Origin of the sequence: Dactylosporangium sp. NPDC050688, from assembly GCF_040654515.1 — a bacterium.
In the GTDB taxonomy this organism is placed as follows: domain Bacteria; phylum Actinomycetota; class Actinomycetes; order Mycobacteriales; family Micromonosporaceae; genus Dactylosporangium.
Map to the genome: position 1 here is coordinate 1 of NZ_JBFAIC010000051.1, position 25605 is coordinate 25605.

24 protein-coding genes are annotated in these 25605 nt (G+C 71.9%); 21 read left to right on the top strand and 3 right to left on the bottom strand.

Features of this window, described 5'->3' with window-relative positions:
• The first annotated feature begins 181 nt into the window (after nt 1–181).
• The 6 genes from ruvX (at nt 182) to aroB (ending at nt 5615) form a co-directional block, all read left to right on the top strand.
• Nucleotides 182–649 carry a Holliday junction resolvase RuvX gene (ruvX, locus tag AB0H83_RS35770; RefSeq protein ID WP_360103093.1) on the top strand — a complete coding sequence of 156 codons (468 nt, stop codon included), beginning with the start codon at nt 182–184 and terminating at the stop codon, nt 647–649.
• Nucleotides 650–671: 22 nt separating this feature from the next.
• Nucleotides 672–1868: an endolytic transglycosylase MltG gene (mltG, locus tag AB0H83_RS35775; RefSeq protein ID WP_360102951.1), complete on the top strand. Its 1197-nt coding sequence runs from the start codon at nt 672–674 to the stop codon at nt 1866–1868.
• Nucleotides 1869–2663, top strand: coding sequence for a shikimate dehydrogenase (locus AB0H83_RS35780; RefSeq protein WP_360102953.1), 795 nt, complete (start codon nt 1869–1871; stop codon nt 2661–2663). It abuts the gene before it with no gap.
• Between the two features lie 80 nt (nt 2664–2743).
• Entirely contained in the window at nt 2744–3922 is a 1179-nt protein-coding gene (gene aroC / locus AB0H83_RS35785) for a chorismate synthase (protein ID WP_360102955.1), read from the top strand.
• A 74-nt stretch (nt 3923–3996) separates the two neighbouring features.
• Entirely contained in the window at nt 3997–4494 is a 498-nt protein-coding gene (locus AB0H83_RS35790) for a shikimate kinase (protein WP_360103095.1), read from the top strand.
• Between the two features lie 32 nt (nt 4495–4526).
• Nucleotides 4527–5615 (top strand): 3-dehydroquinate synthase, encoded by a 1089-nt coding sequence (aroB, locus tag AB0H83_RS35795; RefSeq protein ID WP_360102957.1) that lies wholly within the window; start codon nt 4527–4529, stop codon nt 5613–5615.
• Nucleotides 5616–6157: 542 nt separating this feature from the next.
• Here aroB and mptB read toward each other — a convergent pair.
• A complete protein-coding gene (mptB, locus tag AB0H83_RS35800; RefSeq protein WP_360102959.1) occupies nt 6158–7507 on the bottom strand; it encodes a polyprenol phosphomannose-dependent alpha 1,6 mannosyltransferase MptB in 1350 nt (449 codons plus the stop codon).
• Nucleotides 7508–7645: 138 nt separating this feature from the next.
• On the opposite strand from mptB, the gene efp reads away from it, so the two are divergent.
• Both efp and nusB read left to right on the top strand, forming a co-directional pair.
• A complete protein-coding gene (gene efp, locus AB0H83_RS35805) occupies nt 7646–8203 on the top strand; it encodes an elongation factor P (protein WP_360102961.1) in 558 nt (185 codons plus the stop codon).
• 50 nt (nt 8204–8253) lie between these two features.
• On the top strand, nt 8254–8661 hold the full coding sequence (gene nusB / locus AB0H83_RS35810) for a transcription antitermination factor NusB (RefSeq protein WP_360103097.1): 408 nt from the start codon (nt 8254–8256) through the stop codon (nt 8659–8661).
• Here the strand turns inward: nusB and AB0H83_RS35815 are convergent.
• Nucleotides 8649–8807, bottom strand: coding sequence for a hypothetical protein (locus tag AB0H83_RS35815; protein WP_360102963.1), 159 nt, complete (start codon nt 8805–8807; stop codon nt 8649–8651). The genes nusB and AB0H83_RS35815 overlap by 13 nt on opposite strands.
• Nucleotides 8808–8852: 45 nt before the next feature.
• Here AB0H83_RS35815 and AB0H83_RS35820 point away from each other — a divergent pair, with 45 nt between their 5' ends.
• Nucleotides 8853–9500 carry a hypothetical protein gene (locus AB0H83_RS35820; RefSeq protein ID WP_360102965.1) on the top strand — a complete coding sequence of 216 codons (648 nt, stop codon included), beginning with the start codon at nt 8853–8855 and terminating at the stop codon, nt 9498–9500.
• Here the strand turns inward: AB0H83_RS35820 and AB0H83_RS35825 are convergent.
• Nucleotides 9413–9901 carry a transcriptional regulator gene (locus tag AB0H83_RS35825; protein ID WP_033356835.1) on the bottom strand — a complete coding sequence of 163 codons (489 nt, stop codon included), beginning with the start codon at nt 9899–9901 and terminating at the stop codon, nt 9413–9415. The genes AB0H83_RS35820 and AB0H83_RS35825 overlap by 88 nt on opposite strands.
• 190 nt (nt 9902–10091) lie before the next feature.
• Between AB0H83_RS35825 and pyrR the strand changes: the two genes are divergently transcribed.
• The 12 genes from pyrR (at nt 10092) to AB0H83_RS35885 (ending at nt 25574) form a co-directional block, all read left to right on the top strand.
• Nucleotides 10092–10667 (top strand): bifunctional pyr operon transcriptional regulator/uracil phosphoribosyltransferase PyrR, encoded by a 576-nt coding sequence (gene pyrR, locus AB0H83_RS35830; RefSeq protein WP_360102968.1) that lies wholly within the window; start codon nt 10092–10094, stop codon nt 10665–10667.
• The gene (locus tag AB0H83_RS35835) at nt 10664–11578 is read left to right on the top strand and encodes an aspartate carbamoyltransferase catalytic subunit (RefSeq protein ID WP_360102970.1); all 915 of its coding nucleotides are present in this window, start codon (nt 10664–10666) and stop codon (nt 11576–11578) included. The genes pyrR and AB0H83_RS35835 overlap by 4 nt, the downstream gene beginning before the upstream one ends.
• A complete protein-coding gene (locus tag AB0H83_RS35840) occupies nt 11575–12804 on the top strand; it encodes a dihydroorotase (protein ID WP_360102972.1) in 1230 nt (409 codons plus the stop codon). Before AB0H83_RS35835 ends, AB0H83_RS35840 begins: the two co-directional genes overlap by 4 nt.
• The gene (gene carA, locus AB0H83_RS35845) at nt 12801–13913 is read left to right on the top strand and encodes a glutamine-hydrolyzing carbamoyl-phosphate synthase small subunit (RefSeq protein WP_360102974.1); all 1113 of its coding nucleotides are present in this window, start codon (nt 12801–12803) and stop codon (nt 13911–13913) included. Before AB0H83_RS35840 ends, carA begins: the two co-directional genes overlap by 4 nt.
• Nucleotides 13906–17208 carry a carbamoyl-phosphate synthase large subunit gene (carB, locus tag AB0H83_RS35850; protein ID WP_360102976.1) on the top strand — a complete coding sequence of 1101 codons (3303 nt, stop codon included), beginning with the start codon at nt 13906–13908 and terminating at the stop codon, nt 17206–17208. Before carA ends, carB begins: the two co-directional genes overlap by 8 nt.
• Complete coding sequence (locus tag AB0H83_RS35855) at nt 17205–18191, top strand: quinone-dependent dihydroorotate dehydrogenase (RefSeq protein WP_360102978.1); 987 nt, start codon at nt 17205–17207, stop codon at nt 18189–18191. Before carB ends, AB0H83_RS35855 begins: the two co-directional genes overlap by 4 nt.
• Before the next feature lie 174 nt (nt 18192–18365).
• Entirely contained in the window at nt 18366–19208 is an 843-nt protein-coding gene (pyrF, locus tag AB0H83_RS35860; RefSeq protein ID WP_360102980.1) for an orotidine-5'-phosphate decarboxylase, read from the top strand.
• Nucleotides 19209–19328: 120 nt separating this feature from the next.
• Entirely contained in the window at nt 19329–19649 is a 321-nt protein-coding gene (gene mihF, locus AB0H83_RS35865) for an integration host factor, actinobacterial type (protein WP_033356842.1), read from the top strand.
• Nucleotides 19650–20611: 962 nt separating this feature from the next.
• A complete protein-coding gene (gene rpoZ / locus AB0H83_RS35870; RefSeq protein ID WP_033356843.1) occupies nt 20612–20878 on the top strand; it encodes a DNA-directed RNA polymerase subunit omega in 267 nt (88 codons plus the stop codon).
• 6 nt (nt 20879–20884) lie between these two features.
• Nucleotides 20885–22111, top strand: a complete 1227-nt coding sequence (coaBC, locus tag AB0H83_RS35875) for a bifunctional phosphopantothenoylcysteine decarboxylase/phosphopantothenate--cysteine ligase CoaBC (protein WP_360102983.1) — start codon at nt 20885–20887, stop codon at nt 22109–22111.
• 122 nt (nt 22112–22233) lie between these two features.
• Nucleotides 22234–23427: a methionine adenosyltransferase gene (gene metK / locus AB0H83_RS35880; protein WP_033356845.1), complete on the top strand. Its 1194-nt coding sequence runs from the start codon at nt 22234–22236 to the stop codon at nt 23425–23427.
• Between the two features lie 245 nt (nt 23428–23672).
• Complete coding sequence (locus AB0H83_RS35885; protein WP_360103099.1) at nt 23673–25574, top strand: primosomal protein N'; 1902 nt, start codon at nt 23673–23675, stop codon at nt 25572–25574.
• Nucleotides 25575–25605: the final 31 nt, after the last annotated feature.

Sequence of the window (25605 nt, forward strand, 5' to 3'; positions counted from 1 at the left end):
TCTCCCTTTTTCCGGTGGTGGCGCGGGGGTTTTTGCCGCGGTGGGGGGGGGGGGGGGGGCGGCCGCGGCCGCGGCCGCGGCCGCGGCCGCATGCGGGTAGGTGAATTCGTCGATTCACCTACCCGCGCGCGTTTGAGGGATGCGCGATGCACATAGGGTGCTACCCGTGAGCGCAGCGCGAGTGACGCCGTGGACCAGGGGCCGGCGGATCGGCGTCGACGTCGGCACCGTCCGGGTGGGCGTCGCCGTCTGCGACCCGGATGGGATCCTCGCCAGCCCGGTCGCGACGGTGCCGCGCGATCCGGCCACGGACAGTGACCAGATCCCTTCGGACATGTCCGAAATACTGCGACTGGTCGCTGAGTACGAGGCGGTCGCCATCATCGTCGGGCTGCCGATCAACCTCGCCGGGCAGGAAGGCCCAGCAGCGGTGCTGATCAGGCAATACGCGGATCGGCTCGCCGCTTTGGCGGACCCTGTGCCGGTGCTGCTGACGGACGAGAGGATGTCCACCGCGGCCGCAACACGTAGGCTGTCGGAGCGCGGCGTCCGGGGCAGACGGCAACGCGCGGTCATCGACCAGGTGGCCGCGGTGGAGATCCTGCAACGATGGCTCGACGCGCACCGGGCCGGAGCGGTTCGCGGCTGAAATGCCAGGAGGCGAAGGACAGATGGACGAGCTGGACCTGGGCTGGGACGACGAGGAGCGCCCCAGCAGACACCGACGCAGCCGCGCCGCTGCGGGCCGCACCCGCAGCAGGAAGAAGGGGCGCGGCGGGAGGACCTTCCTCGCGCTCTTCATCAGCCTGCTGGTCTTCGGCGGCCTGGCGTATGGGGCATATGTCGGTGTGGACCGGGTCAAGGACATGTTCACCGCTGCCGACTACAACGGCGGCGGCACCGGCGAGGTGACGGTCGAGGTCCTGCCCAACCAGTATGCCGCGGACATCGCCGCCACGCTGGCGGAAAAGGATGTTGTGAAGAGCGCGAAGGCGTTCATCGAGGCCGCGAAGAAGGACGAGCGCAGCAAGAAGCTGCAGCCGGGCTTCTACAAGCTGCGCAAGCAGATGCGCGCCGCCGACGCCCTGTCGCTGATGCTCGACCCGAAGAGCCGCCTCGTCAACAAGGTCACGCTCCCCGAGGGCCTCACGTACCAGGACACCTTCAAGAAGCTCTCCGAGGTCACCAAGATCCCCTACGAGGAGTTCGAGAAGGCCGCCGCCGACACCAAGGCGCTCGGGCTGGGCGACGTGTGGTTCACCCGCCAGGACGGCAAGCAGGTCGCCAAGAGCATCGAGGGCTTCCTGTTCCCCGCCACCTACGACTTCCCGCCGAACGTCGACGCGACCGGCATCCTGAAGATCATCATCAAGCGGTTCAACCAGGAGATCGAGACCACCGGGTTCATCGACGGCGTGCAGACCTCCCTGCGCATCTCGCCCTACGAGGCGCTGATCGCCGCGTCGATCGCCCAGGTCGAGGGGCTGGACAAGGACCAGGAAGGCATCGTGCGGGTCCTGTACAACCGGGTGTACTCCGGCAAGTTCCCGTGCAACTGCCTGCAGGTCGACAGCACCGTCAACTACTACCTGCGCATCACCGGCAAGGGCGCCAAGCCGTCCACCGAGCTGCTCAACTCGGAGCTGCACAACAAGAAGAACCCGTACAACGCCCACGACGTGCCGGGTATGCCGATCGGGCCGATCAGCAACCCCGGCAGCAGCGCGCTGAAGGCGGCGATCAACCCGCCGAAGCACGACTACTACTTCTTCTGCGCCATCGACACCGCTGGGAACACCGCGTACGCCAAGACGTTCGCGGAGTTCGAGAAGCTGTGGGAGCAGGCCAAGAAGAACGGCGTCAAGTAGGTGCGAGCGGCGGTCCTCGGCCAGCCGGTGAGCCATTCCCGCTCACCGGCGATCCACAACGCCGGCTATGCCGCCGCCGGGCTGCGCGACTGGTCGTACACCGCGATCGAATGCGGCACGGACGACCTCGCGGGGCTCGTCACCGGGCTCGAGGCCGACTGGGCCGGGCTGTCGCTCACCATGCCGCTCAAGGAGGTGGCGCTGACGGTCGCGGCGATGGTCGACCCGTTCGCGGCCGCGATCGGCGCCGCCAACACCCTCGTGCGCCGCGCGTACGGGTGGCACGCCTACAACACCGATGCCCCCGGCATGGTCCGGGCGCTGCTGGAGGCGGGCGTCGCGCGCACCCCGAGGCTCGCGGTCCTCGGCGGCGGCGGCACCGCCCGCGCCGCGATCGCCGCGGCCGCCGCGCTGTCGGCCGACGTCACCCTGTACACCCGCCGCAGCGAGGCATACGAGGAGCTGCTGCCGGTCGCCTCGGCCCTCGACGTGGCGCTCGAGCACGAGCCCTGGGCGTCACTGGCCGGGTGCACCGCCTTCCCAGTGGTGATCTCCACTGTGCCGAAGGGTGCCGCGGACAGCCTCGCCGTCGCTGACTGGTCCGGGCGGCCGGTCGTGTTCGACGCCATCTACGAGCCGTGGCCGACGCCGCTCGCCGCCGCCGCGCAGGCCGCGGGGTGCGCGATCGTGTCGGGGCTGGACCTGCTGCTGTGGCAGGCCGTCGACCAGTTCGAGCTGTTCACCGGGGTGAAGGCGCCGGTCGCCGCGATGCGGGCGGCGCTGCGGTCCTCCTGACGCGTTCCGGGTCGTCCCGCCTGGCGGGCTTGCGTTACCTCAATGTGGGAAGTGTCGTACCTCCGTGACAGACTTGCGACGTGTTGCGCTGGTTGACCGCAGGTGAGTCGCATGGCCCGGCACTCGTCGCGATCCTGGAGGGTGTTCCCGCCGGCATCGAGTTGACGAGCGCGTCCGTGGCGGCAGAGTTGGCCCGTCGACGCCTCGGCTACGGCCGCGGCGCGCGGATGGCGTTCGAGCAGGACGTGGTCGAGTTCATCGGCGGCCTGCGGCACGGGCGCACCCTCGGCAGCCCCGTCGCGATCCGCGTCGGCAACAGCGAGTGGCCCAAGTGGGAGACCGTCATGGCGGCCGACCCGGTCGACCCCGACGTGCTCGCCGCGCAGGCCCGCAACGCGCCGCTGACCCGGCCCCGCCCCGGCCACGCCGACCTCGCCGGCATGCAGAAGTACGGGCACACCGACGCCCGGCCGATCCTGGAGCGCGCCAGCGCCCGCGAGACCGCCGCCCGGGTCGCCGTCGGCACCGTCGCCAAGGCCCTGCTGCGCCAGGCGCTCGGCGTCGACATCGTCTCCCACGTCATCGAGCTCGGCTCGGTCGCGGCCAAGCCCGGCCTGCTGCCCCGGCCCGAGGACTTCGACCGCATCGACGCCGACCCGCTGCGCTGCCTCGACCCCGACGCCAGCGCGCGGATGGTCGAGGAGGTCGACGCCGCCAAGAAGGACGCCGACACGCTGGGCGGCATCGTGGAGATCCTGGCGTACGGGGTGCCCCCGGGCCTCGGCAGCCACGTCCAGTGGGACCGCAAGCTGGACGCCCGTCTCGCGACCGCCCTGATGTCCATCCAGGCGATCAAGGGCGTCGAGATCGGTGACGCGTTCACCCAGGCCCGCTCCCGCGGCTCGCAGGCGCACGACGAGATCATCAACACCGCCGACGGCGTGCGGCGCGTCACCGACCGGGCCGGCGGGCTCGAGGGCGGCATCACCACCGGCGAGCCGCTGCGGGTCCGCGCCGCGATGAAGCCGATCTCGTCGCTCAACCGTGCCCTGCAGACGATCGATGTGACCACCGGCGAGGCGGCCACCGCCATCAACCAGCGCTCCGACGTGTGCGCGGTGCCGGCGGCCGCGGTCGTCGCGGAGGCGATGGTCGCGCTGGTGCTGGCCGAGGCCGCCCTGGAGAAGTTCGGCGGCGACTCGGTGTCGGAGATCCAGCGCAACGTCGCCGGTTACCTCGAGCACCTGGTGATCCGGTGAGCGGCGACGACGTTTCTGGCGGCGGCGGTGTCTCTGGCGGCGCCGGCGTTTCTGGCGTCTCTGCCGGCGGCGGCGTGCGGCCGCGCGCGGTTTTCGTCGGTCCTCCGGGGGCCGGGAAGACGACGGTCGGGACGCTGCTGGCCGAGGCGCTCGGCGTGCCGTTCCGCGACGTCGACGCCGACATCGAGACCATCGCCGGCAAGCCGATCCCGGAGATCTTCATCGACGAGGGCGAAGAGCACTTCCGCGCCCTGGAGCGGGCCGCGGTCGCCGACGCGCTGGCGACGTTCGGCGGTGTCCTGGCCCTCGGCGGCGGCGCGATCCTCGCCCCTGAGACCCGCGCCCTGCTCACCGGCCACACCGTGGTGTACCTGTCGGTCGAGCTGTCCGACGCCGTGTCCCGGGTCGGCCTCGGCACCGGCCGCCCGCTGCTCGCGCTGAACCCGCGGGCCACGCTGAAGTACCTGCTCGACCAGCGCCGGCCGCTGTACGAGCAGGTCGCCACGGTCACGGTCGCCACCGACGGCCGCACTCCCGAGGACATCGCCGGCGAACTGGCGGGCAAGCTGTGACCGCTTCCTCAGCATCTTCCGGCGGTTCGTCCGTGGCTGCTTCCGGGGGTTCTTCCGTGGCTCATTCCGTGGTTGACGTCGACGGCTACTCGGTGCTGATCGGGCGGGGGCTGTTCGGCCGGGTGCCCGAGCTGGTGGGCGGCGCCGCCCAGGTCGCGGTCCTGTTCGCCGGCCCCGTGCGTGGGCATGCTGAGCAGGTCATGACCGCGCTGCGCGCCGCCGGCCACGCTGTGCTGCCCCTGGAGGTCCCCGACGCCGAGGCGGGCAAGGACATCACGGTCGCCGCCGGCTGCTGGGACGCGCTCGGCGAGGCCGCGTTCACCCGCAGCGACGCCGTCGTCGGCGTCGGCGGCGGCGCGGTCACCGACCTGGCCGGCTTCGTCGCCGCCAGCTGGCTGCGCGGCGTCCGCCTCGTCCAGGTCCCGACCAGCCTGCTCGGCATGGTCGACGCGGCCGTCGGCGGCAAGACCGGCATCAACACCGCCGCCGGCAAGAACCTCGTCGGCGCGTTCTACCCGCCGGCCGGCGTCGTGTGCGACCTGTCGACCCTGGACACGCTGCCCGCCGACGACCTGCGCGCCGGCATGGCCGAGGTCGTCAAGTGCGGCTTCATCGCCGACCCCGCCATCCTCGACCTCGTCGAGGCCGACCCCGCCGCCGCCCTCGACCCGCACGGCACGGTGCTGCCGGAGCTGGTCGAGCGGGCCGTCGCGGTGAAGGCCAGGGTCGTCTCCACCGACCTGCGTGAGTCGGGCCTGCGCGAGATCCTCAACTACGGCCACACCCTCGGCCACGCCATCGAGCGCCGCGAGCAGTACCGCTGGAAGCACGGCCACGCCGTCAGCGTCGGCCTCGTCTACGCCGCCGAGCTCGGCCGGCTCACGGGCCGCCTCCCCGCCGACGTCGCCGACCGCCACCTGCGGGTGCTCACCCTGCTGGGCCTGCCCGTCACGTACGACGCGGCCGCCTGGCCCGACCTGCACGCCGCGATGCGCGTCGACAAGAAGGCCCGGGGCGCGACCCTGCGCTTCGTCGTCCTCGACGGCCTCGCGACCCCGGGCACCCTGGCGGGGCCGCCGGACGAGCTGCTGTTCAAGGCGTACGCGGCGGTCGCCGCGTAACCGCGGGCGTAGCCCGTGCCGGAGCGTGACCGTGGGCGTGGCTCACGCCGCGCCGCGGCGTGATCGTGGGCGTGGCTCACGCCGCGCGTAACTCGGGCGTGCCCGCGCTGGAGCGTGACCGTGGGCCTGGCTCACGCCGCGGCGTGACCGTGGGCGTGGCTCGCGCCGCGGCGTGACCGTGGGCGTGGCTCGCGCCGCGACCGCGGGCGTGGCCAGCGCCGCGGCGACGGCCGCCAGCCTGCGCCGCAGGCCGAGCCGGTCCGCCAGGCCGCGCGCGGCCGACCCTCACCCCGGACGGGGCGCCTGCGTCACCGCCGGAGGTCGCGGCTCGGCGAACGGGATGCCGATGCCGGTGTCGGCGACCGCGATGTGCAGCCGCCCGTCCAGCGTGGCCGCGCTACGGCGTGATCGCGGCGTCGGTGGCGGCCGCCACGTGACCCCGGCGTCGGCCGCGTCGCGGGGTGACGCTCGACATGGGCGCGCCGCCGGGACCGGCGGGCGTGTCCCACGAGGACGGCGGCGGCCGTATCCCCGCAAAGCGGTCAGGTGGCCGGGACGAGGACGGGCAGCGGAGGGCGCAGGCGGAGGTACAGCACGCCGGCGACGGTGCCGAAGGCGGCGGCCACGACCGCTTCGGGGTAGCCGGGCGCGCCGAACGGCAGCAGGAACATCGCGGCGCCGACCGACAGCCGTACCGCGGCCGAACGCTGGCGACGCAGGCCGGCGGCGAGCGGGACGACCGGCCACAGCAGGTACCACGGATGCACGACCGGGCCGCACAGGACGATCGCGGCGAGGACGAGGCCGAGCCCGGCGAGAGGGTTCGGGGCGCGCAGCAGCGCCCAGCCGGCCAGGGCACAGCCGAGAGTGGCGCCGGCGAGCCGGACGACCGCTGTCGCGTCGGGGTGGCCGGCCACGGCGAGCAGCATGCCGGCGTCGGTGCTCAGCGACAGGCCGTTGCGCACGGTCGTCGGGGTGTGGAGGGCGGCGATCCAGCCCAGGCCGAGCCCGGACGCGGCCTGCAGCACCAGGAACGCGAGGGCGGCGCCGAGGGCAGTGCGGATCAGGGCGCCGGCGCGGCCACGCGACAGCGCGACGACCGTGACCAGGGCGAGCACGGCGGGGGCCTTGACCAGGGCGGCGGCGGTCACGAGGGCGGCGCCGAGCAGCGGGCGGTCGCGGGCGGCGGCGAGCAGGCCCGCGGCGAGCAGGCCGACCATGAGGGCGTCGTTGTGGGCGCCGGCGACGAGGTGCAGCAGGAGCAGCGGGTTGAGCGCGCCGAACCACAGGGCCCGCTGCGCGGGCACGCCGAAGCGGGCGGCGAGGCCCGGCAGGCAGGCGACGAGCAGGGCGACCCCGGTGAGGGCGACGAGCCGCATCGCCAGGACGCCGGCGACGGTGTGCTCGCCGGTGCCGGCGAGGACCGCGGAGGCGCAGCGCAGGAACACGGGGCCGTACGGCGCGGGCGTGTCCTGCCAGATCGCCGGGACGTCCAGCGCCAGCGGGCCGCCAAGGGTGGACGGGCCCCAGCGGTACGCGTCGAGGCCGCGGCCGACCATGGCGCCCTGCGCGAGATAGCTGTACACGTCTCGACTGAACATCGGGGCGGTGAGCGCGAGCGGCGCGGCCCACCACAGCAGGGTCCGGACCAGGTCGGCGGGGCGTTGCGTGTCGGCGGTGGCACGCATCCGCAGCCACGCGCCGCACAGCAGGGCGAGGCCGAAGTAGGTGCCGGCGACGCCGACGAGGGGGAAGGCGCGCAGCTCGCGGATCGCCGGCCAGTGCTCGAACGGGTCGCGTTGCGGCAGCGCGCCGGCGGCCGCGCCACCCACCGCGATGGCGACGGAACCCGCGAAACCCAGGGTACGGTTGACGATGTCGGGTCTGCCCACCCTGGCACACTGGCTGAGTCTCATGTCCGCATGGCCAATGCGGCATGAACGGGTGCCTGCCCGACCGGTACACTGCTTCGGGCCTTTCCGCCGGCACGATGCCGCACGGACCAACCGACGAAAGTGACGTCTATCCACATGGCAACCACGAACGACCTGAAGAACGGCCTGGTGCTCAACCTCGACGGCGATCTGTGGACCGTTGTTGAGTTCCAGCATGTCAAGCCGGGCAAGGGCGGCGCGTTCGTGCGGACCACCCTGAAGAACGTGCTCTCCGGCAAGGTGGTCGACCGCACGTTCAACGCCGGCACGAAGGTCGAGACCGCCACCGTCGACAAGCGCACGATGCAGTACCTGTACATCGACGGCGAAGACTACGTGTTCATGGACCTGCAGTCCTACGAGCAGATTTCGGTCCCCGCCGGCACCGTCGGCGAGAACACGAAGTTCCTGCTGCCGGAGGCTGAGGTGACGGTGGCGACGCACGAGGGTGTGCCGCTGTACGTCGAGCTGCCGACGTCGGTGATCCTCGAGGTCACCTACACCGAGCCGGGCCTGCAGGGTGACCGCTCCACCGGCGGCACGAAGCCGGCGACCGTCGAGACGGGCGCCACGGTCAACGTGCCGCTGTTCATCTCCACCGGCGAGAAGATCAAGGTCGACACCCGCGACAGCCGTTACCTCGGCCGGGCCTGACCGTGTCCTTTTCTGGGGGCTCCTTCCTCGGGGGCGACGTCACCGCGCAGATGACCGCGCGGCGCAAGGCCCGCAAGCGTGCCCTCGACGTGCTCTACCAGGCCGACCTGCGCGGTGAGCCGCGTGGGTCGGTCCTGACGTCCTACGTGGCGAACCTCGAGGAGCCGAAGCCCAGCTACCTGCCCTACACGGTGCAGCTGGTCGAGGGCGTCGAGAGCCACGCCGTGCGCATCGACGAGCTGCTGGCCAGCTACGCCGAGGGGTGGACACTGGAGCGGATGCCGGTGGTCGACCGGAATCTCGCGCGCATCGCGGTGTACGAGCTGCTGTACAACGACGAGATCGACAACCCGGTCGCCATCACGGAGGCGGTCGAGCTGGCGGAGACGCTGTCGACCGACGACTCGCCGCGTTTCCTCAACGGCATCCTCGGCCGGATCGCCGACTACGCCACGTAGCCCGCACGGATGTGAGCTGGACGAACGCCGAGCGTGATCCGCCGTCGCAGGACGCGGATCCGCTCGAGCACCTGCTGTTCCGCCAGCACCAGGTCATCTCCCGCCGCCAGGCCCTGCGCCACCTGACCCGGCACGCGCTCGACCACCGGGTGCGGTCAGGCCGTTGGCAGCAGCCGGTGCGATCGTTGTACGTGGCGATGACCGGCCCGATCGGGGTGCCGCAGCGGCGTTGGATGGGCGTGCTGGGCAGCCGCGGGCCGCTTGCGGCGTTCAGCGCGCTGGAGGTGCTCGGGCTCAAGGGCTATGCGAAGTCTTACACCGAGGTGTTGATCACAGCCGAACGCAGGGTGCGGGCCGCGCTGCCAGAAACGGTGATCAGGCGGACTGCGACCCTGCCCCGGGAAGATGTGCTGCAGCGGCTGCCCCCGTCCACGGTGGCTGCCCGGTCACTGGTGGACGCGGCGCAGTGGGCCAGGGACGACGCGGAGGCGACCGCCGTGGTCGCGGCCGCGTTCCAGCAGCGACTGGTCTCGGGCGACGAGGTGCTCGGCGTGCTCGGCCGGCTGCGTGGCGTACGACGTGAGGCGCTGATCCAGCAGGCCGGTCCGCCAGCTGCGGGCCGCCCTGCTCGCGGCGGGCTGGCGTCCTTGTTGACCTTGGACACTTGTGCCGGTTCTGACCGGTCAAAGTGTCCAAGGTCAACTCGGCGGGCCGAAAAAGGGGCCGCGGGACGGCGGCCCCTTTCAGACGGTCAGGACTGGAACAGGCTGCGCGGGTCGGTGACCAGCACGCCGTGCTCGTTGAGCCGCTCGACCAGGCCCGACGGCGAGGCGTCATAGACGATCGCCAGGGCGCGCAGGTCGTCCGCCCGGATGGACAGCACGCGACCGTTGTAGTCGCCACGCTGCTGCTGGATGGCCCGGGCGTACCGGGCCACGTAGGCGAGGTCCTCGGCACCGGCGTCGTACAGCCGCTCCAGGTCCAGGACGATCTTGTTGGTGGGCTCGTGCCGGACACCGCTGCCCTCGGGCAGCAGCTCGGCGACGGGGACGCGGTAGAACTCGGCCAGCTCGGCCAGGCGGGAAACCGTGACGGCCCGGTCGCCCCGCTCGTACGAACCGACGACGACGGCCTTCCAACGCCCTGCCGACTTCTCCTCGACACCCTGCAGAGACAGCCCCTGCTGCTGTCGGATGGAGCGCAGGCGAGCACCAAGAGACTTGGCGTACTCAGACGGCATACGGACACTCCCAGTCACTGGCCTGAGGGGTTTCCCCAGCGATCGCTACGGAGCGTGACCGTAACTGGCGAATGACGCGTGGTCAAGTGGTCGAGACCCATCCGTTGCCCAGGTCAGGGCGGTTGTTAGGGTGGTTGCCGTTCGACGTCCTTTAACGACCCGTCCGGTGAGGCGGGGAAGGAGGTCTGGTTTGTCGTCTCCGACAACCGGCGCTGAGCTGGGCAAAACCATCCTAACGGCGGCAGATGTCGCCCGGGTGGTGGACCGGATTGCCCATCAGATTCTGGAAAAGACGTCCGGCGCGGCCGAAACGGTGCTGCTGGGCATACCTACCCGGGGCGTGCCCCTGGCGCACAGGCTGGCCGCGCGGATCGCCACGTTCGAGGGCATGACCATCCCGGTGGGTGTGTTGGACATCACCCTCTATCGGGACGACCTTCGCCTGCAGGCAACCCGTGCGCTGGGTCACACCGAGGTGCCGCCGGGCGGCCTCGACGGGCGCCGGGTGATTCTCGTCGACGACGTGCTGTTCTCCGGCCGGACCGTGCGCGCGGCGCTCGACGCGCTGAAGGATCTCGGCCGGCCGCGGATGGTGCAGCTGGCCGTCCTCGTCGACCGGGGCCACCGCGAGCTGCCGATCCGGGCCGACTACGTCGGCAAGAACATCCCGACGTCGATCGAGGAGAGCGTCCGGGTCTTCACCGCCGAGCAGGACGGCGAGGACGCGGTGATCATCGTGAACAAGAGCAGGGGAGGCCAGGCGTGATCAAGCATCTGCTCAGCGCCGCCGACCTGGACGCTGCCACCGCGACCCTCGTGCTGGACACCGCGGCGGAGATGGCGAGCCTGGCGGGGCGCGAGGTGAAGAAGCTGCCGGCGTTGCGCGGGCGCACGGTGGTGAACCTGTTCTACGAGGACTCGACCAGGACGCGGATCTCCTTCGAGGCGGCGGCGAAGCGGCTGTCGGCCGACGTCATCAATTTCTCCGCGAAGGGCTCCAGCGTCTCCAAGGGTGAAAGTCTCAAGGACACCGCGCTGACCCTGCAGGCGATGGGCGCCGACGCGGTGGTCATCCGCCATCCCGCCAGCGGCGCGCCGCATCGGCTCGCCAACTGGGTCGAGGGCAGCGTCGTCAACGCCGGCGACGGTACCCACGAGCACCCCACGCAGGCGCTGCTGGACGCGTACACGATGCGCAGCCGGCTCGGGCGTCTGGCCGGGCTGAACGTGGCCATCGTCGGCGACGTGCTGCACTCCCGGGTGGCCAGGTCCAACGTGCAGCTGCTGCACACCCTCGGGGCGAAGGTGACGCTCGTCGCCCCGCCCACGCTGCTGCCGGTCGGGGTGGACGCGTGGCCCGCCGGCACGTCCTACGACCTGGACGCCGTCGTGCCGGACTCCGACGTCGTCATGATGCTGCGGGTCCAGCGGGAACGAATGAACCAGGCGTACTTCCCCTCGGAGCGGGAGTACGCGCGGCGCTACGGCTTCGACGTGCCGCGCATGCGACGGCTGCCCGGGCACGCGATCGTCATGCATCCCGGGCCGATGAACCGGGGCATGGAGATCGCGCCGGAGGTCGCGGACTCGCCGCGCTCCACGATCGTCGAACAGGTCGCCAACGGGGTCTCCGTGCGGATGGCCGTCCTCTACCTGCTGCTCGGAGGCAAAGCGTGACCGTCATCACCGGCACCCAGCTGGGCGAGATCACCGTCGAGGACGGGGTCATTGTCCGCATAGATCCGGACAAGACCGGCCCCAAGGTGGCGCTCCCCGGGCTCGTCGACCTGCACACCCACCTGCGCGAGCCGGGCCGCGAGGACGCCGAGACCGTGGAGTCCGGCTCGCGGGCCGCGGCGCTGGGCGGGTACACGGCGGTGTGCGCGATGGCGAACACGTCCCCGGTCGCCGACACCGCCGGCGTGGTGGAGCAGGTGTGGCGCCTCGGCCGTGAGGCCGGCCTGGTCGACGTGCAGCCGATCGGCGCCGTCACCGTCGGCCTCGGCGGCGAGCAGCTCGCCGAGCTCGGCGCGATGGCCGACTCCGCGGCGAGGGTGCGGGTCTTCTCCGACGACGGGCACTGCGTGCACGACCCGCGGCTGATGCGCCGCGCCCTGGAGTACGTCAAGGCGTTCGACGGGGTCATCGCCCAGCACGCCGAGGAGCCGCGGCTGACCACCGGCGCGCAGATGAACGAGGGCGACGTCGCCGCCCGGCTCGGCCTGACCGGATGGCCCGCGGTCGCCGAGGAGGCGATCATCGCCCGGGACGTGCTGCTCACCGGGCACGTCGGCGCCCGCCTGCACATCTGCCACGTGTCGACCGCCGGCAGCGTCGAGCTGATCCGCTGGGCGAAGTCGAAGGGGTGGCGGGTGACCGCCGAGGTGACGCCGCACCACCTGCTGCTCACTGAGGACCTCGCCGTCGACTACGACCCGGTGTACAAGGTGAACCCCCCGCTGCGGACGGAGGCCGACGTCCTCGCCCTGCGCCGCGGCCTGCAGGACGGCACGATCGACTGTGTGGCCACCGACCACGCCCCGCACAGCGTGGAGGACAAGGAGTGCGAGTGGGCGTACGCCAGGCCGGGCATGCTCGGGCTGGAGACCGCGCTCGCGATCGTCGTACAGACGATGGGGCCGCAGTGGGACAGGATCACGGACTGGATGTCCGTCGCGCCCGCGAAGATCGCCGGGCTGGCCGGGCACGGCCACCCGCTGGAGGTCGGCCAGGTGGCGAACATCGCAATCTTCGACCCGGACGTCAGGTGGACGGTCGACCCGACCGCCCTGGCCAGCAGGTCGCGCAACACCCCATACGCCGGAATGGAGCTGCGCGGTCGCGTCGAGGCGACCTACCTGCGCGGCGAGCCGACGGTGTTGAACGGAAAGGCGACTCGGTGAAGCGCAGAGCAGCATTGTTGGTACTGGAGGACGGCCGCACCTTCCGCGGCGAGGCCTTCGGCAGCATCGGCGAGACCTTCGGTGAGGCGGTGTTCAACACCGGCATGACCGGCTACCAGGAGACGCTGACCGACCCGTCGTACCACCGGCAGGTCGTGGTGCAGACCGCGCCGCAGATCGGCAACACCGGCGTCAACGGTGAGGACGACGAGTCCGACCGGGTCTGGGTCGCCGGCTACGTGGTGCGCGACCCGGCCCGGGCGTACTCGAACTGGCGGGCCTCCGGCAGTCTCCAGGACCGCCTCGCGGTCGAGGGGATCGTCGGCATCAGCGGCATCGACACCCGGGCCCTCACCCGGCACCTGCGCGAGCGCGGCGCGATGCGCGTCGGCGTGTCCAGCGTCGACGACGACCGCGACGGGCTGCTGCAGCGGGTCCGCCAGCAGCCGCAGATGCTCGGCGCCGACCTGTCCGCCGAGGTGAGCACCCCGCAGCGGTACACGGTCGAGGCGCAGGGCGAGCACCGGTTCACCGTCGCCGCGATCGACCTCGGCATCAAGCGCAACGTGCCGCGCCGCCTGGCGGTCCGCGGGGTGACCACGCACGTGCTGCCGGCGTCGAGCACGCTCGAGGAGATCCGTGCGCTGCACGCCGACGCCGTGTTCTTCTCTCCCGGCCCGGGTGACCCGGCCACCGCGGACGGCCCGGTCGAACTGGCCAAATCGGTAATGTCGGCAAAAATCCCGCTGTTCGGTATCTGCTTCGGCAGCCAGATCCTGGGCCGGGCGCTCGGGTTCGGCACGTACAAGCTGGGGTACGGCCACCGCGGCATCAACCAGCCGGTCCTGGACCGGGCCACCGGCAAGGTCGAGGTGACCAGCCACAACCACGGCTTCGCCGTCGACGCGCCGCGCGATACCAGAACCACCACCGAGTTCGGCGACGTCGAGGTCAGCCACGTGTGCCTCAACGACGACGTCGTGGAGGGCCTGCGCTGCCTGGACGTGCCGGCCTTCACCGTGCAGTACCACCCGGAGGCGGCAGCGGGGCCGCACGACGCGGACTACCTGTTCGACAGATTCGCGGAGTTGATGAACACCAATGCCTAAACGGACCGATCTCCGGCACGTCCTCGTCATCGGCTCCGGCCCGATCGTCATCGGCCAGGCGTGCGAGTTCGACTACTCCGGCACCCAGGCGTGCCGGGTGCTGCGCGCCGAGGGGCTGCGGGTCAGCCTCGTCAACTCCAACCCGGCGACGATCATGACCGACCCCGAGTTCGCCGACGCCACGTACGTCGAGCCGATCACTCCCGAGTTCGTCGAGCAGGTGATCGCCAAGGAGCGCCCCGACGCGCTGCTCGCCACGCTCGGCGGGCAGACCGCGCTCAACACCGCGGTCGCCCTGCACGAGGCCGGGGTGCTCGACAAGTACGGCGTCGAGCTCATCGGCGCCAACATCGACGCGATCCGCCGCGGCGAGGACCGGCAGCTGTTCAAGGACATCGTCGCGAAGGCCGGCGGGGAGACCCCGCGCAGCCGGGTCTGCCACTCGATGGACGAGGTCCGCGAGACCGTCGCGGAGCTCGGCCTGCCGGTCGTCATCCGCCCGTCGTTCACCATGGGCGGGCTCGGCTCGGGCATGGCGCACACCGACGCCGACCTCGAGCGGCTCGCCGGCGGCGGCCTGGTCGCCTCCCCGGTGCACGAGGTCCTCATCGAGGAGAGCGTGCTCGGCTGGAAGGAGTACGAGCTCGAACTGATGCGCGACAAGCACGACAACGTCGTCGTCGTGTGCTCCATCGAGAACGTCGACGCGATGGGCGTGCACACCGGCGACTCGGTGACTGTCGCCCCGGCCATGACGCTCACCGACGTGGAGTACCAGCGGCTGCGCGACCTCGGCATCGCCGTGCTGCGCGAGGTCGGCGTCGACACCGGCGGCTGCAACATCCAGTTCGCGGTGCACCCGGCCACCGGCCGGCTCGTCGTCATCGAGATGAACCCGAGGGTGTCCCGCTCCAGCGCCCTGGCCAGCAAGGCGACCGGGTTCCCGATCGCGAAGATCGCCGCGAAGCTGGCCATCGGCTACACCCTCGACGAGATCCCCAACGACATCACCCTGAAGACCCCGGCGGCGTTCGAGCCGTCGCTGGACTACGTCGTGGTGAAGATCCCGCGGTTCGCGTTCGAGAAGTTCCCCGGCGCGGACGCGGAGCTCACCACCACGATGAAGTCGGTCGGCGAGGCCATGTCCATGGGGCGCACGTTCCAGGAGGCCCTGGGCAAGGCGATGCGGTCGATGGAGACCAAGGCCGCCGGCTTCTGGACCGTCCCCGACAAGCCGGGCGTCGACGCCCTGGAGGCGCTCAAGGTCCCGCACGACGGCCGGCTGTACACCGCCGAACGTGCCCTGCGTGAGGGCCACAGCGTGCAGGCCGTCGCCGCGGCGTCCGGCTTCGACCCGTGGTTCGTCGACCAGATCGCGGCGCTGGTCGACCTGCGCGCCGAGATCCTCAGCGCCGCGGTGCTCGACGAGCCGCTGCTGCGCACCGCGAAACGCGCCGGGCTGTCCGACCGGCAGATCGCCGCGCTGCGCCCCGAGTTCGCCGGCGAGGACGGGGTACGCAGCCTGCGCCAGCGCCTCGGCCTGCGGCCCGTGTACAAGACGGTGGACACGTGTGCCGCGGAATTCCGCGCCGGCACCCCGTACCACTACAGCACCTACGAGGAGGAGACCGAGGTCGCCCCGTCGGACCGGCCGAAGGTGCTCATCCTCGGCTCCGGCCCGAACCGCATCGGGCAGGGCATCGAGTTCGACTACTCGTGCGTGCACGCGGTCATGGCGCTGCGGGCCAAGGGCTACGAGACCGTCATGGTCAACTGCAACCCGGAGACCGTCTCCACCGACTACGACACCGCCGACCGGCTGTACTTCGAGCCGCTCACCTTCGAGGACGTGCTGGAGGTCGTGCACGCCGAGAACGAGTCCGGCCGGGCCGGCGGCGGCCCCGGCGTGGTCGGCGTCGTCGTGCAGCTCGGCGGGCAGACCCCGCTCGGCCTCGCCCAGCAGCTCGCCGACGCGGGCGTGCCGATCGTCGGCACCTCGCCCGAGGCGATCGACCTGGCCGAGGACCGCGGCGCGTTCGGCAAGCTGCTCGCCGAGAACGGCCTCACCGCCCCCGCGCACGGCACCGCGACCAGCTTCCCCGAGGCCAAGCTCATCGCCGACGAGATCGGCTACCCGGTGCTGGTACGGCCGTCGTACGTGCTCGGCGGGCGCGGCATGGAGATCGTGTACGACGAGGAGACGCTGCGCGGCTACATCGCCCGCGCCACGGAGATCTCCCCGGCGCACCCGGTGCTCGTCGACCGGTTCCTCGACGACGCCATCGAGATCGACGTCGACGCGCTGTGCGACAAGGACGGCGAGGTGTACGTCGGCGGCGTCATGGAGCACATCGAGGAGGCCGGTATCCACTCCGGCGACTCCTCGTGCGTCCTGCCGCCGATCACCCTCGCCGGGGTGCACCTGGCCGAGGTGCGCCGCTACACGGTCGCCCTGGCCCGCGGCATCGGCGTGCGGGGGCTGCTCAACGTCCAGTACGCGCTCAAGGACGACAACCTGTACGTCCTGGAGGCCAACCCGCGCGCCTCGCGCACCGTGCCGTTCGTGTCGAAGGCGACCGCGGTGCCCCTGGCCAAGGCCGCGGCCCGCATCGCGCTCGGCGCCACGATCGCCGAGCTGCGCGCCGAGGGGCTGCTGCCGGCCGAAGGCGACGGCGGCACGCCGCCGGACCACGCGCCGATCGCGGTCAAGGAGGCGGTGCTGCCGTTCAAGCGGTTCCGCACCGTGGAGGGCAAGGGCGTGGACAACCTGCTCGGCCCGGAGATGAAGTCGACGGGTGAGGTGATGGGCATCGACACGTCCTTCGGCCACGCGTTCGCCAAGTCGCAGTCCGCCGCGTACGGCTCGCTGCCCACCACCGGCACGGTCCTCGTCACGGTCGCCAACCGGGACAAGCGCGGCATCGTGTTCCCGGTGAAGCGCCTCGCCGACCTCGGCTTCTCCATCGTCGCCACCGCCGGCACCGGTCAGGTGCTGCGCCGGTACGGCGTCGCCTGCGAGATCGTGCCGAAGCACTACGAGGAGGGCAACGGCCGCAACGCCGTGTCGATGATCGCCGGCGGCGAGGTCGCCCTGGTCATGAACACGCCGCAGGGCTCCAACGGCCGGCAGGACGGCTACGAGATCCGCAGCGCCGCCGTCGTCGCCGACATCCCGTGCATCACCACGCTGCCCGGCGCGGCCGCCGCCGTCATGGGCATCGAGGCGCTGCTGCGGGGCGAGATGACGGTCCGGCCGCTGCAGGAGCTGCACGCCGCGCTGCGCGGGCAGCGGTGACCTACGAGCGGCTCGTCCGCCCGGTGCTGTTCCGCCTCGGCGGCGGTGACGCCGAGGCGGTGCACGAGCGGACCCTGCGCTGGCTGTCGCGGATCCCTGGCAAGGGGTCCGCGTACAGCCCGCCGGGCGCGCGCCGGACCGTGTTCGGGATCGACTTCCCGAACGCGGTCGGGCTCGCCGCCGGCATGGACAAGGACGGCCGGGCGCTGCGGGCCTGGCCCCGGCTCGGCTTCGGCTTCGTCGAGGTCGGCACCGTCACCTGGCACCCGCAGCCCGGCAACGACCGGCCCCGGCTGTTCCGCTTCCCGGAGCACGAGGCGATCGTGAACCGGATGGGGTTCAACAACGCCGGCGCCCGGGCCCTCTCGGCGCGTCTGGCCGAGCTGGGACCCCTGCCGGTGCCGCTGGGCATCAGCCTCGGCAAGTCGAAGGTCACCCCGCTGACCGGCGCCGTCGAGGACTACGTCAGCAGTTTCCGGCAGCTGTACGACCAGGGCGCCTACTTCGCGGTCAACGTCAGCTCGCCGAACACCCCCGGGCTGCGCGAACTGCAGGACAAGGCGCACCTGTCCGCGCTGCTCGGGGCGCTGCACGCGGCGAACCCGGCGGGCAAGCCGGTGCTGGTGAAGGTCGCGCCCGACCTCACCGACACCGCCCTCGGCGAGCTGCTCGACGTGTGCCTCGCCCGGGGCGTCGCCGGGCTCATCGCCACCAACACCACGATCGAACGCCCCGGCGTGCCCACCGCCGAGGCGGGCGGGCTCAGCGGCCGGCCCCTCGCGCCGCGGGCGCTGCAGGTCGTGCGCTTCGTCACCAAGGAGAGCGGGCTGCCGGTCATCGGCGTCGGCGGGATCACCACCCGCGACGACGTCACCAGGATGCTGGACGCCGGCGCCGCGCTCGTGCAGCTGTACACAGGACTCATCTACCACGGCCCGCGCCTCGTGCGGCAGGCCGTGCAAGCGACAAGGGGGAACGCGTGAGCGGTCCGGAGCGTAGCGGAGGAGCCGCGAACCATGGGCTCAGTCTTGGCTCGCGGCGGCGCCGGAGCGTAGCGGAGGTGACGGCGTGAGCGGTCCGGAGCGTAGCGGAGGAGCCGCGAACCATGGGCGCAGTCTTGGCTCACGGCGGCGCCGGAGCGTAGCGGAGGTGACGGCGTGAGCGTCCGATTCGGCGCGCGGCTGCGGGCCGCCATGGACACGCTGGGGCCGCTGTGCGTCGGGATCGACCCGCACCCCTCCCTGCTGACCGCCTGGGGGCTCTCCGACGATGTCAAGGGCCTGGAAGCGTTCAGTCGGACGGTGGGGGAGGCCCTGGCCGACCGGGTCGCAGTGATCAAGCCCCAGTCCGCCTTTTATGAGCGTTTCGGCTCCAGGGGCATAGCGGTGCTGGAGTCAACTATCCGACAGTTTGCCGAGACCAGGACCCTTGTGATCCTCGACGTCAAGCGGGGTGACATCGGCTCCACGGCCGCCGCGTACGCCGACGCGTACCTCGATCCGGCCGCACCGCTGCGCGCCGACGCGATCACTGTCAGCCCCTATCTCGGCGTCGGCGCGCTGCGCCCGATCATCGACAAGGCGGTCGCCAACGGGCTCGGCGCCTTCGTCCTCGCTCTCACCTCCAACCCCGAGGGCGCCGCCGTCCAGCGCGCCGTCGGCACCGCCGGAAAGACCGTCGCGCAGACCGTCATCGACGAGATTTCGCAGGTCAACGCGGGTGTGACCCCGCTCGGCGACATCGGCGTGGTGATCGGCGCGACCCTCGGGCAGCACGGGCACGACCTGACGAACCTCAATGGCCCGATCCTGGCGCCGGGCCTCGGCGCACAGGGCGGAAGGGCCGACGGACTGCGCGCCGCCTTCGGTGATCAAGCCCCTGACGTGCTGCCGTCGTACTCCCGCGAGGTCCTCGGCGCGGGCCCCGGCGTGGCCACGCTGCGTGCCGCCGCGGAGCGGGCGCGTGACGACTGCGCGGCCGCGCTGGCGGTCACCGCCTGATCATCCAGCCGCCACCGGCCGTCGATCATGCGATAGCCACGTTGCCGAAATGGCTCGTGACCGCTAGTTTTCCCGGCGCTAGACCATCAACATTCTTTTCAAGGGACCTGAGGAGACCTGGTGCCGCTCCCGTCACTGAGCCCGGAACAGCGCGCGGCCGCTTTGGAAAAAGCGGCTGAGATTCGTAAGGCTCGCGCTGAGCTGAAGGAGCAACTGAAGCAGGGGAAGACCACCCTCGCTGCCGTGCTCGATCGTGCGGAGTCCGACGACGTCGTCGGCAAGCTTCGGGTTTCGGCCGTGCTGCAGGCAATGCCCGGCATCGGCAAGATCCGCGCGACGCAGATCATGGAGAAGCTGAAGATCGCTGACAGCCGCCGCCTCCGCGGCCTCGGCGACCAGCAGCGCAAGGCACTGCTCGGGGAGTTCGCCGGCGGCAAGTGACTGCCGCCAGGTCCCCCCGGACCAGTGTGAACACAGCGCCCGGACCCGGATGGGGTCCGGGCGCTGTGCTGTGCCGGCGCTGTGGCCACGAACGTCCACCGGGCGGGTGGCGCTGCGGTCCGCCCGGACCACCGTGGTGATCCAAGCCGCGTTCCGGTCGCCCGGACAACCACGCCACGACTTCGATCAACCGGGCAAGATCCAGACCAACGGGGTCAGCCCTGCCCGCCTGCCCCGCCTGCTCGCCTGCCCGCTTGTCCTGCCGCCGGTCGGCCCACGGTGGTGATCCAAGTCGTGTTCTGGTCGCCCGGACAACCACGCCACGACTTCGATCAACCGGGCAAGATCCAGACCAACGGGGTCAGCCCTGCCCGCTTGCCCTGCCCGCTCGTCCTGTTCGCTCGTCCTGTTCGCTCGCGCTGCCGCCGGCCGGCCCACCGTGGTGATCCAAGTCGTGTTCTGGTCGCCCGGACAACCACGCCACGACTTCGATCAACCGGGCAAGATCCAGACCAACGGGGTCAGCCCTGCCCGCTTGCCCTGCCCGCTTGCCCTGCCGCCGGTCGGGCCGCCGGTCGGGCCGCCGGTCGGGCCGCCGTGGTGATCCAAGTCGTGTTCTGGTCGTCCGGACGGCCACGACGTGACTTTGATCAACCAGGCAAGATCGACATCGGTGGGGTCGGGCCCGCTGTCCGAACCGTGGCCTGCCCCTTCCGCTTGCCCCGTCGAGATCCCCATTGCCGTGGTCTCAACGCTGGCGGGTAGCGGGTGATCCGGTATGTGGCATTCGGGCGGTAGGCGATCGGCGATCTTCCGGATTTGAAGATCCGCTCTTGGTGATCGCCATTGCTGATGGGGCTGTCCGTGGGGCTGACCTGGGCGGGTGACGGTCGAGGGCGGGGGCGGCCTGGTAAGGTTTACAGGTTCGCGAGCTGTCAATTCGAAAGTCGTGAGGTTGTTTCGTGGCCGGAACCGTGGCAGACCCCCAGGGCATCACCAATCCGCCGATCGACGAGCTGCTGGAGAAGACCACGTCGAAGTACGCGCTGGTGATCTTCGCGGCGAAGCGTGCCCGCCAGGTCAACGCCTACTACAGCCAGCTGGGTGAGGGGCTTCTGGAGTACGTCGGTCCCCTGGTGGAGACCACGCCGCAGGAGAAGCCGCTGTCCATCGCGCTGCGTGAGATCAACAGCGGGCTGCTGACCGCTGAGCGCATCGAAGAGGTCTAGTCCGACATGCATGCCGGGGACGGCGCCGGTGACCGGCCGCGGGTCGTTCTCGGCGTCGGCGGTGGGATCGCCGCGTACAAGGCGTGTGAGCTGCTGCGGCTGCTGACCGAGTCGGGTCACCGGGTGCGGGTCGTGCCGACCGCGGCGGCGCTCACGTTCGTCGGTGAGGCGACCTGGGCGGCCCTGTCCGGGCAGCCGGTCAGCACCGACGTGTGGACCGGCGCCCACGAGGTGCCGCACGTGCGGCTCGGCCGGGAGGCGGACCTCGTCGTCGTCGCCCCCGCCACCGCGGACCTGCTGGCCAAGGCCGCGCACGGCCTCGCCGACGACCTGCTCACCAACACGCTGCTCACCGCCCGGTGCCCGGTGCTCTTCGCGCCCGCCATGCACACCGAGATGTGGGAGCACCCCGCCACCAGGGCCAACGTCGAGCTGCTGCGGTCCCGCGGGATCGTGGTCCTGGAGCCCGACGTCGGGCGGCTCACCGGCGCCGACACCGGCAAGGGGCGGCTGCCCGCACCGGCGGAGATCTTCGCCGTCGCGCAGCGGCTGCTGCGCCGCGGCGGCATCGCCCCGGACCTGGCCGGGCGGCACGTGGTCGTGACCGCCGGCGGCACCCGGGAGCCGATCGACCCGGTCCGGTTCATCGGCAACCGGTCCTCCGGCAAGCAGGGGTACGCGATCGCCCGGGCCGCCGTCGCCCGGGGCGCTCGGGTCACCCTCATCGCGGCCAACGTGGCGCTGGCCGACCCGGCCGGCGCCGACCTGGTGCGGGTCGAGACCACCGAGGAGCTGCGGGTCGCCACCCTCGCCGCCGCCGCGAGCGCCGACGTCGTGGTCATGGCGGCCGCGCCCGCCGACTTCCGGCCCGCGGTGTTCGCCCCCGGCAAGATCAAGAAGGTGGACGGGTCGGCGCCGACCCTGGAGCTGGTGACCAACCCGGACATCGCCGCCGAGCTCGGCGCCGCGAAGCGCGAGGGGCAGGTGCTGGTCGCGTTCGCCGCGGAGACCGCCGCGATCGAGCAGGCCGTCGCCAACGGTCACGAAAAGCTGCTGCGCAAGCGGGCCGACCTTATCGTGGTGAACGAGGTCGGGGTCGGCAAGACCTTCGGTGCCGAGCGCAACCAAGCGGTGATCCTCGGTGCGGACGGCACCCGCGACGCCCTGCCCGAACTGTTTAAAGACGACCTTGCCGATAGGATTTTGGACACCGTGCTCGCCCGTTTTCCCTGATCATGACGGTTTCGCCGCGACAATCGGTCCCGGACTCAACCATGCGTTTATCGGGGCGCGAGTGTCAGGTCGTACACTGCTGCGAAACCAAACAACCGAAGCCGTATCCCTGAGGAGCTCCATTGGCCCGCCGCCTGTTCACGTCAGAGTCGGTCACTGAAGGTCACCCGGACAAGATTGCCGATCAGATCAGTGACGGCATCCTCGACGCGCTCCTCACGCAGGACGCCCGCAGCCGGGTCGCCGTTGAGACCCTGATCACCACCGGTCAGGTCCACGTCGCCGGTGAGGTGACCACGTCCGCGTATGCCGACATCGCGAAGATCGTTCGTGAGACGATCCTCGGCATCGGGTACGACTCGTCGAAGAAGGGCTTCGATGGTGCCTCCTGCGGCGTGAGCGTGTCGATCGGCGCCCAGTCGCCGGACATCGCGCAGGGCGTCGACTCCGCGCTCGAGGTCCGCGAGGGCTCCGGCAGTGACAACCTGGACCTGCAGGGCGCCGGCGACCAGGGCATGATGTTCGGCTTCGCCTGCAGCGAGACGCCCGAGCTGATGCCGCTGCCGATCGCGCTGGCGCACCGGCTCGCCCGCCGCCTGTCCGCCGTGCGCAAGGACGGCACCATCCCCTACCTGCGGCCCGACGGCAAGACCCAGGTCACCATCGAGTACGACGGGCTGCGCCCGGTCCGGCTGCACACCGTCGTGGTGTCCAGCCAGCACGCGCCCGACATCTCCCTGGAGTCGCTGCTGACCCCCGACGTGCGCGAGCACGTCATCGCCCCGGAGCTCGAGGGCCTCGGCCTGGAGACCGACGGCTACCGGCTGCTGGTCAACCCCACCGGCCGCTTCGAGATCGGCGGCCCGATGGGCGACGCCGGCCTCACCGGCCGCAAGATCATCGTCGACACCTACGGCGGCTACGCCCGGCACGGTGGCGGCGCGTTCTCCGGCAAGGACCCGTCGAAGGTCGACCGTTCCGCGGCGTACGCCACCCGCTGGGTCGCCAAGAACGTCGTGGCCGCCGGCCTGGCCGAGCGCTGCGAGGTCCAGGTCGCGTACGCGATCGGCAAGGCGCACCCGGTCTCGCTGTTCGTGGAGACCTTCGGCACCGAGGTCGTGCCGGTCGATCGGATCGAGAAGGCCATCAACGAGGTCTTCGACCTGCGCCCGGCCGCGATCATCCGCGACCTCGACCTGCTCAAGCCGGTGTACCAGCAGACCGCGGCCTACGGTCACTTCGGCCGCGAGCTGCCGGGCTTCACCTGGGAGCAGGCGAGCCGCACCGCCGAGCTGAAGTCCGCCGCCGGCGCCTGATCAACACTTCGACGTTGGCCGATCAATCGCATTCCCGGATTGATCGGCCAACGTCTATTCTTATGCACGACGGCGACGCATCACAGGACGGTCTCTTCCCACAACTCGAGCCGGTCGCGCCGATCAGCGGCAGGGCCGCCGCGGAACGCGTCGCCGGGCGCGCCAGGACCGCCGGGAAGGCCCGCACCGCGAAGTCCGCCCCGCCCCGCCGGGCCGCCGCCGAGCTGCCGGTCGCGCGGGTGTGCGTGGACGTGCCCCTGCCACACCTCGACCGGCCCTTCGACTACCAGGTCCCGGCCACCCTCGACGCCGCTGCCCAGCCCGGGGTACGGGTGAAGGTGCGCTTCGCCGGCCAGCCCGTCGACGGGTACCTGCTGGAGCGCGTCGCCGCGTCCGGCCACGAGGGGCAGCTGCTGTTCCTGGAGAAGGTGGTGTCGCCGGAGCCGGTGCTGCGGCCCGAGATCGCCGCCCTGGCCAGGCAGGTCGCCGACCGGTACGCCGGCACCATGCCCGACGTGCTGCGCCTCGCCGTGCCGCCCCGGCACGCTCGCACCGAGCAGGCCCCGGCCGCGCACGGTGCCGCCCGGCCCGTCCCGGCGGTCGACGAGCACGGCTGGCGGCGGTACACCGCCGGACCCGCACTGCTGCGCGCCCTCGGCGACGGGCGCCGCCCGCACGCCGTGTGGACCGCGCTGCCCGGCGAGGACTGGCCCGCCCGGCTGGCCGAGGCCGCCGCGACCACGCTCGGCGGCGGCCGCGGCGCGCTGTTCGTCGTCGCCGACGCCCGCGACCTGGACCGCCTCGACGCAGCCATGACCACCGCCCTCGGCGGCACCGGCTCGCACGTGGCGCTGTCCGCGGCGCTCGGCCCCGCCGAACGGTACCGGCGCTTCCTCGCCGCCTCCCGGGGCCAGGCCCGCGTCGTCATCGGCACCCGGGCCGCGTGCTTCGCCCCCGTCGCCGACCTCGGCCTCGTCGCGATCTGGGACGACGGCGACGACCTGCACGCCGAACCCAGGGCCCCCTACCCCCACGCCCGCCAGGTCCTGCTCGCCCGCGCCGAGCAGGCAGGCTGCGGCGTGATTGTCGGCGGTTTCGCGCGTACCGCGGAAGCCCAGCAGCTCATCGAGGCGGGCTGGGCGATCGAGGTCGCCGCCGCCCGCGACGTGCTGCGCCGGCACATGCCGAAGGTGGTGACCGTCGGCGAGGACGACCAGCTGGCCCGCGACCCCGGCGCCGTGTCGGCCCGGCTGCCCACCGCCGCCTGGCGGGCCGCCCGCGACGCCCTGCAGCGCGACGCGCCCGTGCTCATCCAGGTGCCGCGGCGCGGGTACGTCCCGTCCGTCGCCTGCGCCGAGTGCTACACCGCCGCCCGCTGCCCGAACTGCGCCGGCCCCCTCGCCCTGCCGTCGTCGTCCGCACCCCCGTCGTGCCGCTGGTGCGGTCGGGTCGCGGCCGCGTACCACTGCCCGGAATGCGGCAGCAGGCGCCTGCGCGCCTCGGTCGTCGGCGCCCGGCGCACCGCCGAGGAGCTGGCCCGCGCCTTCCCGGACACCCCGGTGCGGACCTCCGGCCGCGACGGCGTGCTCGCCACGGTCCCCGGCGAGGCCTCCATCGTGGTGTCCACCCCCGGCGCGGAGCCCGTTGCGCCCGGCGGGTACGGCGCCGTGCTCCTGCTGGACAGCTGGGCCCTGCTCACCCGTGCCGACCTGCGCGCCACCGAGGAGGCCCTGCGCCGCTGGCTGACCGCCGCGTCCCTGGCCCGCCACACCGGCCAGGTCGTCGTGGTCGCCGACGCGTCCCTCGCCGTCGTGCAGGCCCTGGTCCGCTTCGACCCGGGCTGGCTCGCCGCCCGCGAACTCGCCGACCGCCGCGAGCTCGGCTTCCCGCCGGTCGTGCGCATGGCGTCGCTGACCGGCCCCCCCGTCGCCGTCGCCGACCTGCTCGCCGCCGCCCGCCTTCCCCCGGGCACCGAGATCCTCGGCCCCGTCCCCGCCGGCGACGACCAGGAACGCATGCTGGTGCGCACCGGCCGCGCCGCCGGCGTCGCCCTGGCCCTCGCCCTGCGCACCGCCGCCGGCCTGCGCTCCGCCCGCAAGGCCACCGACACCGTGAGGATCCAGGTCGACCCGCTGGACCTGCTGTGACCGTGCCACCCGGCCGCTCCTCCATGATCCC